The organism is Tatumella sp. JGM91, from assembly GCF_018257575.1.
GTDB classification, from domain to species: Bacteria; Pseudomonadota; Gammaproteobacteria; order Enterobacterales; family Enterobacteriaceae; genus Tatumella; species Tatumella punctata.
In genome coordinates this window covers 111860-112615 of record NZ_JAERJP010000014.1, presented here as the reverse complement: position 1 = coordinate 112615, position 756 = coordinate 111860, and the positions used below count along the sequence as shown (strand labels likewise).

The 756-nt window shown below is 52.0% G+C and carries 1 pseudogene; it reads left to right on the top strand.

The annotated features are described in order from the left end of the window. Positions 1-228: 228 nt before the first annotated feature. Positions 229-756 (top strand): annotated as a pseudogene (locus JK198_RS16820) (DDE-type integrase/transposase/recombinase); the annotation flags it as partial.

Below are 756 nucleotides of genomic sequence, written 5' to 3'. Positions count from 1 at the left end.
AATACGTTTCATGTGTCACTCCATGTCCTCAGATTGATTTTTCAGAGGGGGTGACAACTATGCTGACACTGAGGGTGTCCGGTTAAATGGTAATCGCCCAATAAAAGTATTCTGAGTGGGTTTTCAGCGCCGGATAAACTCCGGGTGTATATTATGCGCTTCAGCACATCAGAAATGCGCGTTATTAAAACGCTGAGAAGCTGGGGAGTTTACCCTCAGTGTCAGCAAAAGGCCGCAGTCCCGACAACCTATACGGCCAGCGGGCCCTGTCAGGTCTGGTCATGGGATATCACCTGGTTACCGTCGGTGGTGCGNCTGTATATGATAACCGACCTGTACAGCCGGAAAATCACGGGTTATGAAGTGCATGAGACAGAAAGCGGTGAACAGGCTGCCGCTTTAATGCAGCGCAGTGTCATGCGTGAAGGCTGCTGGCGGCATCCGCTGGTACTGCATGCAGATAACGGCGCAGCGATGAAATCACAGACGCTGCAGATGAAACTGCACGAACTGNAAGTATGTGCCGCAGTGGCCGTCATCGGGGTTCAGAACACTGTCGGATGCCCGTCAGTGGGTGGAAAAATTTACCCGATGGTATAACGAAGAGCATCGCCATAGCGGAATACGCTATGTGACGCCGGCAGAACGACATCGCGGAGAAGACCACAGGCTCCTGAAACAACGGGATGAACTGTACCGTCAGGCACAGAAAATACATCCTGAACGGTGGTCAGGTAAAACGAGAAACTGGCAGCC